6 protein-coding genes, 3 tRNA genes and 1 pseudogene are annotated in these 10,511 nt (G+C 67.4%); 8 read left to right on the top strand and 2 right to left on the bottom strand.

What is annotated here, in order from left to right:
* Positions 1-38: 38 nt before the first annotated feature.
* A tRNA-Phe gene (locus BJ988_RS21335) sits at positions 39-112 on the bottom strand.
* Between the two features lie 115 nt (positions 113-227).
* Here BJ988_RS21335 and BJ988_RS21330 point away from each other — a divergent pair.
* From BJ988_RS21330 to BJ988_RS21320, 3 genes are all read left to right on the top strand, one after another.
* Positions 228-300: transfer RNA gene (locus tag BJ988_RS21330), tRNA-Glu, on the top strand.
* Between the two features lie 133 nt (positions 301-433).
* Positions 434-1,579 (top strand): MacS family sensor histidine kinase, encoded by a 1,146-nt coding sequence (gene macS / locus BJ988_RS21325; RefSeq protein ID WP_343051720.1) that lies wholly within the window; start codon positions 434-436, stop codon positions 1,577-1,579.
* 14 nt (positions 1,580-1,593) lie between these two features.
* Positions 1,594-2,223: a response regulator gene (locus tag BJ988_RS21320; RefSeq protein ID WP_179661622.1), complete on the top strand. Its 630-nt coding sequence runs from the start codon at positions 1,594-1,596 to the stop codon at positions 2,221-2,223.
* Positions 2,224-2,613: 390 nt separating this feature from the next.
* Here BJ988_RS21320 and BJ988_RS21315 read toward each other — a convergent pair whose 3' ends face one another.
* Positions 2,614-3,876 (bottom strand): HNH endonuclease signature motif containing protein, encoded by a 1,263-nt coding sequence (locus BJ988_RS21315; RefSeq protein ID WP_179659905.1) that lies wholly within the window; start codon positions 3,874-3,876, stop codon positions 2,614-2,616.
* 226 nt (positions 3,877-4,102) lie between these two features.
* Here BJ988_RS21315 and BJ988_RS21310 point away from each other — a divergent pair.
* From BJ988_RS21310 to BJ988_RS21290, 5 genes and pseudogenes are all read left to right on the top strand, one after another.
* Positions 4,103-5,041 (top strand): annotated as a pseudogene (locus BJ988_RS21310) (integrase core domain-containing protein); the annotation flags it as partial.
* Between the two features lie 812 nt (positions 5,042-5,853).
* Positions 5,854-6,909 (top strand): IS110 family RNA-guided transposase, encoded by a 1,056-nt coding sequence (locus BJ988_RS21305; protein ID WP_179656956.1) that lies wholly within the window; start codon positions 5,854-5,856, stop codon positions 6,907-6,909.
* A 437-nt stretch (positions 6,910-7,346) separates the two neighbouring features.
* Positions 7,347-9,140 (top strand): alpha/beta hydrolase family protein, encoded by a 1,794-nt coding sequence (locus tag BJ988_RS21300; RefSeq protein ID WP_179659904.1) that lies wholly within the window; start codon positions 7,347-7,349, stop codon positions 9,138-9,140.
* Positions 9,141-9,219: 79 nt separating this feature from the next.
* Positions 9,220-9,293: transfer RNA gene (locus BJ988_RS21295), tRNA-Asp, on the top strand.
* Between the two features lie 472 nt (positions 9,294-9,765).
* Positions 9,766-10,500 (top strand): hypothetical protein, encoded by a 735-nt coding sequence (locus tag BJ988_RS21290; RefSeq protein WP_179659903.1) that lies wholly within the window; start codon positions 9,766-9,768, stop codon positions 10,498-10,500.
* The last annotated feature ends 11 nt before the right edge of the window (positions 10,501-10,511 follow it).

Raw genomic sequence — 10,511 nt, 5'->3', positions numbered from 1 at the left:
CCGACCCATCGCTGTGGGTCGAAGCCGGTCGTTGCTTGTGGGCAGGGGCGGGGTCGAACCGCCGACCTATCACTTTTCAGGCGATCGCTCGTACCAACTGAGCTACCTGCCCAAGCGAGGTGAAACATTACCGGAAATGCCCGCGGCGTTCCGAATCGGGGTCCGTGCACACACGTACGCCCTCGCTTTGGCGGCCCAGGACGCAGACCTCTAGGATGTCCCGGCAGGCCCCCTTCGTCTAGCGGCCCAGGACCCCGCCCTTTCACGGCGGTAGCGCCGGTTCGAATCCGGTAGGGGGTACAACAGCTTGCCTGTGGCATCAGCTCGCCTCGATCCATGACCCGATTCTGGATCTCGCGCGGCACCGCCGGCATCCGCACGGATACTCATATCCAAGACGTACGCCGCATCGTGTAGTGCGACACTTCCGACTGTGAGTGCGTGGACGTCGCCGGCGGCGATCGAGGTCGAGAACCGGCTCTTCCGGGCTCTCGCGGTGCTGCGCGTGGTCGTTCTCGTCAATGCCATCGGCCTGACCGCCTACCGTGCAGGCAACTTCGATCCGCCGTCGGCGGCGCTGGTCTGCGCGCTCGTCATGGTGAGCTGGACGGCCTTCGCCGTCTGGGCGTACGCGGCACCCACCCGGCGCACCGCGGCGCTCGTCGGCGCCGACCTGGTGATCTCGCTCGGGCTCCTGCTCGTGACGCCGCTGGTGAAGGGCTCGGGGTTCCAGGCGAGCGTGCCGGGCTTCTGGGTGAGCGGCGCGCTGCTCGCGTGTGCGATCCACTATCGCTGGATCGGCGGTCTGCTGGCCGGTGTGGCGCTGGCCGCGGTCGACCTCGGACTGCGTCAGGAGATCGACCAGTCGATCTACGGCAACGCGTTCCTGCTGGTCATCGGCGGCCCGGTGGTCGGCTACATGTGCGAGTCGGTGCAGCGGATGGCGCTCGAGCGGGACGAGGCCGAACGTGCGGCGGCACGGGCCGAGGAGCGAGCGCGGCTCGCCCGGGCGGTCCACGACGGCGTGCTCCAGGTGCTTGCTCTCGTCCAGCGCCGCGGCGGCGACCTCGGTGGCGACGGTGCCGAGCTGGGCAGGCTGGCGGGGGAGCAGGAGCGTGAGCTGAGAGCGTTGATCCGTGGCGAGCAGCCCGGCCGTGGCCCGGCCGCCGGGATGGTCGACCTGGCTGCGGCGCTGGCCCAGGTGGAGACCGGCACCGTGACCGTCTCCGGACCCGCGACCGCCGTCGAGATGCCCGCACACCCCGCCGAGGAGATCGTCGCGGCGACCCGCGCAGCGCTGGACAACGTACGCCGCCATGTCGGTGAGGACGCTCGCGCCTGGGTGCTCCTGCAGGCGTTCCCCGACCATGTCGAGATCTCGGTGCGCGACGAGGGCCCGGGTATCCCCGATGGTCGCGTCGCCACGGCCGAGAAGGACGGCAGGCTGGGCATCGCCGGCTCGATCCGGGGCCGGATCCTCGATCTCGGGGGCACGGCCGAACTCATCACAGGAAGGACTGGGACGGAATGGGAAATGGTCGTTCCTCGCATGGGTCTCGACAGGCTCGACCACCGGTGACCGCGGTCAGGTTGATGGTCGTCGACGACCATCCGATGTGGCGCGACGCGGTCGAGCGCGACCTCGCTGCCGCGGGCTTCGAAGTCGTCGCCACCGCCAGCACCGGCCGGGAAGCGATCACCAGGTTCGCCGCGACGCGGCCCGAGGTCGTGGTGCTCGACCTGCACATCCCCGAGCCCGACGGTGTCCAGGTCACCACCGAGATCATCTCTCTGCACCCGACGACCAAGGTCCTCATCCTCTCCGCCTCCGGCGAGCAGAACGACGTCCTCGCAGCAGTCAAGGCCGGAGCCACCGGCTACCTGATCAAGTCGGCCTCCCGCGACGAGCTCCTGGAAGCCGTACGCCGCGTCGCCGCCGGCGACCCGGTCTTCACCCCCGGCCTGGCCGGCCTGGTCCTGGGCGAGTTCCAGCACAGCGCCGCCACCGAGGTACGCGGAGACAAGCCCACGCTCACCGACCGCGAGACCGAGATCCTCAAGCTAGTCGCCAAGGGCCTGAGCTACCGCCAGATCGCCGACCGCCTGGTTCTGTCCCACCGCACGGTCCAGAACCACGTACAGAACATCCTGCGCAAGCTCCAGATGCACAATCGCGTCGAGCTCACGCGCTACGCAATCGAGCAGGGGCTGGACGGCGACTAGGTTCGGCGCTCGGGGCTGGTCGTCTTCGTTGGGTTGGGGCCGCCGACCCGTATTGGATGGTGTTCTCGCCGTATCCCGGAGTCAAGGCGATGTATCGAGCTTGTCGAGATGACGGCCTTCGGCCGCCGGCTTCGCCGGCCGCTATCGCGGTCCTTGACACCGTGATCCGGCGAGAAATTTGGCTGGCTATCGGGTCGGCGGCGGGGTGTGGCGCAGCGGATTTCGGGTTGGGTACGGGATTGGGGACCAGGGGTAGCCGGTTCTGCCAGGGGAGGTTTGCGGGGCGCTGTACTAGACGATGACACCTCGTGAATCGTTCACAAGGTCGAGCTCGGCGGGCCGGAACAGGCCGGGACAGCCGCCGGGGACAGGGCAGCCAGGGATACGTGATCAGACGCGGCGGGCGAACCGGATCCGACCATCCGGGAGTCGCTCATAGTCGTAGTTCGGGTCGTGGATCCGGCGATGATCGCTGGAACACAACAAGACCATGTTGGCCAGATTCGTAAGCCCGCCTTGGGACCAAGGTTTCAGATGATGGGCCTCGGTCCAGGCCGCGGGGGCGTCACAGTCTTCGGCTTGGCAACACTTGTCTCGTAACCGGAGTGCTCGGTGTTGGACCGGGGGCGCGAGGCGGGTGGTGCGACCGAAGTCGAGGATGTCGGAACCTGTGCCGAGCACGACGGGGATGAGGTCGGCGTTGCAGGCCATCCGGCGGGCCTCGGCGGCGGTGATCTTGTCACCGTCGAACCCCAACGCGGCGGTGCCGAGGTCGTTGCGGAGGTCCTCGACGTCCATGGTGATGAACACCGTGGTCGCGTGGCCACCATGTCGGGGGAGCTGGTCGACGTCGTAGGTCTCAACGATCCGAGCGAAGGCCTGGCCCAGCAGCCGGTCATACGGTGCTTTGCGGCCGCGGTCCTCAGCCGACAACTTCCGGGGCTGGGCCAGGGAGTCCAGGAGGGTGCGCAGCCTCATGCCGACCGCGTAGGAGACCCGGGCGTGGATGTCTACGGTCCCGTCGCCGTTGGCGCGGGAGGTGAAGAACGTGCGCCGTTGGGCGTGTTCTTCCTCCCGCTGCAACGCTTTGGCCTCGGCGGCCTCGAACCGTTCGGGGTCGACCTCGACCAGGATCCGTTTCCCGATGTTCTTGAGGTCGTCGGCGGTCAGCCGGGTGGCGTAGTCGACCAACAGTTTCTCCGCGTAGGCCAGGTCTTCGCGACTGGCGGTCGGGTCTGCTTCGACCGCCTCGAGGGCCTTGGTGATCACCCGGGCCTTCTCCTGGGACACGACACCCTCAGCGAGGCCGGCGGCGACGAGGTCGTATCTGCTCACCGCGGCAGCGAACTTCACCTCGGCGCGGCCGATCTTCTTGTCGACCAAGAGCTCGGTCAGCATCCACCCCGAGGCATCTTTGGCGCCGGTTTCTTCGGCGATGTCACCGGCAGTAGCGAGGATCCGGAGCTTCAGTGCGGCCTGTTTGGCCTGGATGATCTCCAGGTGCTTCAGCCGGTTCTTCTTTTCCGCGGTGCGCCAGTAGGCCGGGTCCCTCGCGAGCAGGTTGTCGAGGGAGGACTCAAGGGCAGCGAGCCCTGCATCGATCGCATCAACGGGGTTCGTGCCCCAGTGGTTGATCTCGGGTTCGAGACTCATCGCGGCCGCCCTCCTCTCCGGCGTGTAGAGGCGTGTCGTGATGGGTCTGATTCTACTCGTTTCGACCGCTCAATTCTACTTATATTCGCAGGTCAAGCCTTGTTTTCGCGGTGAGCGAACGGCCTTGGCCCTGTCATGTCGCGGGACATCGGTGACAGTTCTGCATCAGGACATCGGTGACACTTCGAATCACCTTGGTGGTGACACTTCTGGCTGGGTTTGGGTGGTGCCTGCCAATGAGCCTGTTGATCCTCGTGTCCGTCTCGCGATCGTGGAGTGGCCACGTGATGCGCCGCGGGGAGCGGTGACGACCTTCTGTGCCGAGCACGAGATTTCTCGCAAGACCTTCTACTCGATCCGTGCCAGGGTTCGCGCCGAGGGCGCGGCCCCAGCGCTTGAGCCCCGCAGCCGGCGGCCCCAGGCGAGCCCTTCTCGGATCACCGAGGTGGTCAAGCAGCAAGCCCTTGAGGTGCGTGCGGCACTGGAGTCCTCGGGCCTGGACCACGGCCCGATCAGCGTGCACGACAAGATGCACGCGATGGGGCTCGACCCGGTCCCCTCGGTCGCATCGTTGGCACGGATCTTCCGTGCCGCTGGTGTGGCTCGTCTTGAGCCGAGGAAGAAGCCCCGCTCGGCGTGGCGTCGGTTCGTGTACCCCGCACCGAACGCGTGCTGGCAGCTGGATGCCACCGAGTACGTCTTGACCAGGGGCCGTAGGTGCGTGATCTTCCAGCTCATCGATGACCACTCCCGCTACGCGGTCGCTTCCCATGTGGCGTGGGCAGAGACCTCCGATGCGGCGGTCGCCGTCTTCGACAAGGCCCTCACGGCCCACGGCGTGCCCCAACGTCTGCTGTCCGACAACGGCCTGGCGCTGAATCCGACCCGGCGCGGGATATTGGGCCGTCTCGTGGTGCGAGCGATGGAGCTGGGAGTCGAGCCCATCACCGGCAAGCCCTACAAGCCGACCACCCAGGGCAAGAACGAACGCTTCCACCAGACCCTGTTTCGCTACCTCGACAAACAACCACTCGCCGCCAGCCTGGCCGAGCTGCAGGCCCAAGTCGACACATTCGACCAGATCTACAACACCCAGCGCCCCCATCAAGGGCTACCTGGCCGCGTCACGCCGCAGACGGCGTGGGAGGCCACCGAAAAGACCGAGGCACCGCGACCCACGCCGACACCCTTCACCCCTGCCCACCGACCGCGACCAGCGGTGATCCCGACCGACCTGCCGCCCGACACCCAAGCTCGGAAATTGACCTGCGTCGGCACACTCTTCCTGGACAAGGTCCAGTACAAGGTCGCCAGAGGACGTCGTCACGAACACGTCCTGGTCATCACCAGCGGTGAGAACATCACCATCGCCGATCTGGACGGCGAGATCCTCATCGAGCACACCCGACCCGCACCAGGCGTCACCTACGTCGGCAACGGGCGACCCCTCAACCCCGGCCCCGGGAACCTCAAAACGTCACCGATGTCCTGACACATCAAACGTCACCGATGTCCTGATGCAGAACTGTCACCGATGTCCTGAGACACGACAGAACGGCCTTGGCCCTGTGGATGGTAAGTGGCCCGAAGGGCCACCCTCCCACCCCACGAACAGCACCGTTCCGAAGCGAGACTTCGCTGCGCCACACCCGGGCCGCCGCCCCGTTAGCCAGCCAAATCTGTGAGTGTTGATGACGGCTGGCCTGGGGCTGGCTGGCAGGGTCGGGGCCGGTCCTGTCGGGATGTGACTCCCAGCCAAATTGGCCCGCGATCATGTTCGTGGTGTCTTCGAAAAGACGTGTCCGTCTCGATGGGGTCCGGCGCCGACCCTGGCCCACCTCGATGGCTTGATCAGAAGCATGTCCGACCCGGTAGCAGCCGTGGTCGTGGCTCATCACAGTGATGCCTCGTGGTGACTTCACTCCCGGGCCGACGCCGGTGACGACGTCCATCCCGAAGCAGAGGAGTCCATCGCCGATGACCATCGTGGCAGACCTGTTCAGATTCGTCGTGGGAGTCGATACCCACGCGGCCACCCACACCTACACCATCCTGGAGTCCTCCGGTCGAGTGATCGACCAGCAGCAGTTTCCCGCCAGCCCCGCCGGCCTGACCCGAGCAATCGACTGGATCGGGCGCCGCACCGAAGGCGACCTCGACGCCACCCTGGTCGCAGCAGAGGACACCGGCACCTACGGCGCGATCCTGGCCGGCCGTCTGGCCGTATCTGGCTACCGGGTCGTGGAAGCCCCCACCCCGCGTCGTGACCCGGCCGCGGGCAAGAACGACGCCATAGACTCCCTCGCCGCGGCGCGCTCCACGCTGACGACGCCGACCCGCCGACTCCGCGATCGTCGCGGCGGTGGGGACCAGCACGCCGCCAGCGTGCGCTCAGCGCTGCAAGTCCTGCTCACCGCCCGTGAACAGGCCACCGGGGAACGCACCCGCGCAGTCAATGCGCTCACCGCATTGCTGCGGACCAACGACCTCGACATCGACGCCCGCCGTGCCCTGACCAACACCCAGATCAAGACCATCTCCCGGTGGCGACGCCGCGAAGAACCCATCGACCTCGCCACCACCAGGGCCCATGCCGTGCGCCTCGCGCTCCGAATTACCGAGCTCGATTCCCAGATCACCGACAACGCCAACCAGATCAAGACACTCGTCCACGACCAAGCGCCCATCCTGCTCGACCAGCCCGGCATCGGCCCCGTCACCGCGGCGATCATCCTCACCGCCTGGTCCCACCCCGGCCGCGTACGCAGCGAGACCGCCTTCGCCAAGATCGCCGGCACCGCCCCACTCCCCGCCTCTTCCGGCAACACCCAACGCCACCGCCTCAACCGCGGCGGGGACCGCCGTCTCAACCGCGCCCTGCACACCATCGTCCTGACCCGCATGCGCTGCGACCCCACCACCCGCGCCTACACCGAACGACGCCGAGCCGAGGGCAAGACCACCCGAGAGATCCGCCGCATCCTCAAGCGCTACACCACCCGACAGATCTACCGCACCCTCAACACCGCTTGACAAACATAGAAGCGTCTTTTCTCGACATGGTCCGGTGTCCAGGACCGCGAAGCGGCCGGCGTAGCCGGCGGCCGAAGGCCGTCCTTGACTCCGGGGTTCGTCGAGAAGACCCTCGAAAGTCGGGTCGGCGGCCCTGTCCGGCCTTTGGGTGGGACGTTCCGGCAGGGAACTGTGTTGGTCTCGACACGCCTCCGCCTAGCGGCTCCGGCGGCTCGACCAGCGGAGGTCGGGGTCTCGACCAGCGGGGATGGGGTCTCGACCAGCGGAGGTCGGGGTCTCGACCAGCGGGGATGGGGTCTCGGCCAGCGGAGGTCGGGGTCTCGGCCAGCGGGGGTCGGGGTCTCGGCCAGCGGGGATGGGGTCTAGACAAGCCCGCCCCAGAAACAGTCGGCCCCGCGTAACCCCGTGTTTCTCATGACATAAGAGAGAATCGGAAGGTGGTCTCGCTCCTCTACCTTCACGGCGTCGGCAACGGTGATCCGCGCGACGCCTGGCGCCGCGCGCTGGACAAGGCGCTCCAGGATGTCGGCTACCCGGGGCTCGAGGGGGTCGAGGTCATCGCGCCGAAGTATCCGGACGTGCTCCGGACCGATATCGCTGACAAGACCCTGAGGATCCCGCCGGTCACGACGCCGAGACCGAGTGCCGAGGAGCAGCGGGGCGTACGTCGCCGGGTCGAGCGTGCGACCGCTGAGCTCGAGAAGATCCTCGGTGAACCTGTCCCGGCGTCTCCGGTCGGGGTGACCGACTCGCTGGCGCCGATCGTGCTGCGGGTGCTCCGTCAGGCGCACAACTACGTGACCAAGCCCGGGATCCGGGCGCGTACGCTGCGCATGGTCCTGGACGAGCTCCCCGAGGAGGGTGAGATCGTCATCGTCGGCCACAGCCTCGGCTCGATCATCGCGATCGATCTGCTGCGCCGGCTCCCGCCGAAGCTGACGGTCGTCGGGCTGGTCACCATCGGCAGCCCGGCCGCCCACCCGAACCTCCACGAGGACTCCGACCGTCTGGAGATGAAGTCGCCCGTCGACCACGTCGGCTGGTGGGTCAACGTATGGAGCAACGGCGACGCGGTGACCGGGCTGCGGGGCATCTGGCGCCACTTCCCGTGGGCGCTCGATCTCCAGGTCGGGCTCGGCCTCGATCACCGCACCACCACCTACCTCCGCTCGAAGCCGGTCGCCACTGCGATCGGACGAGGCCTGTTCGGCTCTCTGGCCAAGGAGGTCGCGCTCGTCGAGGGCACCCCCGACGTCGCCCTCAACTCGCTCGAGGTGCGCCTGGAGCTGTGGCTCGCCTACGCCCAGTTCCTCCGCGACCACCTCAAGGGCGCCACTCAGGAGCGCTTCGGCGCCGCCCTGCGCGTCGTCCAGCACGAGGTCCTGGAACGGCTGATCGAGAATTACCAGCACGACGGCGTACGCATCCCCCAACAGCTCCTGGACCTGCGCGTCTCGCCCGACCTTCCCGGTGACCGGGACCTGCCTCGGCCCAAGCCGCTGACCCAGCTCTCCAAGGAAGAGGCCGTCCTCGCCCTGGTGGCGCTGGCCACCGCCAACCCGGTGCGGCCCTACGAGATCGACGTCCCCGACGACGTACGCCGCCAGGCATTCCACGATCTGACGGTCTGGATGGGGCTCGGTGGCGGGCTCGGCGAGAACCTGCACATCGCGATGCAGTCTGCGTCGAAGGCCGTCTACCCGGTCGACCAGTGGAAGCTGTGGGTCGGCATCGGGATCGGAGCCGCGGTGCTGGTCGCCGGGCCGATCGGCCTCGCGCTGGCCGCCCCCGCCGGGCTGGCCGGGGGAGCCGCGATCATCGGGGCGCTCTCCGCCTTCGGGCCAGGTGGGATGGTCGGCGGCCTCGTCACCGCCGGTGCGATCACCACCACCGGCGCCGGCACGATCGCGGCGACCCTCGTCTCCAGCTCGTCCACCGCCGAGGACGTCGAGGTCACCGTCATCCAGCTCCTCACCGCAGCGATCCTGCGCTCCCGCGAAGGTCTCGAGCAGGACCTCGGGGTGTGGCTCGCGATGTCCGAGATCCAGCGTCAGACCGGGCGCGAGGTCGCTCGGCTCGCGGCGTACAGCGACGAGAAGGCCCCTGGTGTCGAGGCCCTGCGACGCAAGGCCCGGGCAGCCGACCGAGCGATGGCGTACATGGTCAAGAACCGCCTCGTGGAGGGTCTCACCGACGAGGAGCCGAAGGGCGAGGAGCCCTTCGAGGAGTAGGACGCTCCCCCGATTGTGAATCGTCCGCACCCATGGGCTATGTTTTTCCCGTTGCCGCAGAACAGCGGAAACAAAACTAGGCCCTGTAGCGCAGTTGGTTAGCGCGCCGCCCTGTCACGGCGGAGGTCGCGAGTTCAAGTCTCGTCAGGGTCGCTCGAAAACGAAGACGACGTGTGACCGCAAAGCGGTCCACGTCGTTTCTCGATTTATACGGCGGCCTCCGGCCGCGGCGGGGGATATCCCCCGCACCCTCTTGGTTCCTCGGGGTGTTCGTTCGGGCGGTGGCTGCTGTGGGTTACCCGGTCAACCGGGTAACCCTGGGGCTGGTGTTACTGGTGCGATCTGTGTTGTGCCCAGAGGGCGGGACACGCCGGGCGGTGGCGAGCGCGGGGGAGGGCGTGCGTGGGAGGGTAGTCCTCCTGCTTCGGCAGGAGTCTCGGGCCAGAGGTCCCCGACCTCACCCCGGCTCGGGCCGTTCGACCCTGTGGGATATAAGCCGAATAGGCGGTAACGTGCGGGCTGCTGTCCTCCCGTGAGAGGATTCTGCCGCTTGTGTCGACGTCGCAAATTCGGCAGGGCACGGGGGAACGACTAAGACGTTCGGTAATCAGGAGGCAACACCACCATGTCGTCGTACTACCCGCATCGGCCGCCCCATGCGGCGAGTGCGGACGAGCTTGCGTCGCGGATGCAGACGAACGGTGCCTACCGCACCCCGTCGGCCCCCGCCCAGCAGCAGCCCCCCGCCCTTGGTTGGGACCAGCGTCCGCAGCAGTCACAGGCCCAGCCCCAGTACCAGGAGCCGGCGATCCAGCAGCCGGCGGTGATGGCGCAGACGACCGGAACGCACTGGCCGCAGTTCGTCAACAACCACCGTCTCATCGGCGCCCTTGTCGCCGGTTTCGGCGCCACCCAGCTCGCCACGATGTTCGGCTACTGGATCTACGGCCTCGGCATCATGGACGGTCCGCTGGACTTCGCGTTCTTCAACGGCGTCATCCTGACCCCGAACGCCACCGCCAACGAGGCCGGCTTCGCCGTCTCGCAGTGGTTCGCCGGCATGGGCTTCCACTACTTCAACGGCATGGTCTTCGCGCTCGCCTACGCCCTGGTGATCTTCCCGTGGCTCGGCAAGACCCACACCACCTCGAGCAACCTCGCGCGTTCGCTCGGCATGGGCATGTTCCTCGCCACCGCCTCCTGCGGTTGGTGGATCCCGGCCCTGCACCCGGAGGATGTCATCGGCATCGACCCGGGCTTCTTCTCGATCAACCTCGGGTGGGGCACCGTCCTGGGTGTCTACCTGTGGCACCTCGTCTGGGCCGTCGCCCTCGGTCTGTTCTTCAACCCGCAGGACTGACCCACAGCAGA

Source organism: Nocardioides panzhihuensis (assembly GCF_013408335.1).
GTDB classification, from domain to species: domain Bacteria; phylum Actinomycetota; class Actinomycetes; order Propionibacteriales; family Nocardioidaceae; genus Nocardioides; species Nocardioides panzhihuensis.
Note: the sequence above shows the minus strand (reverse complement) of the source record. Positions and strands in the feature narration are given on the sequence as shown.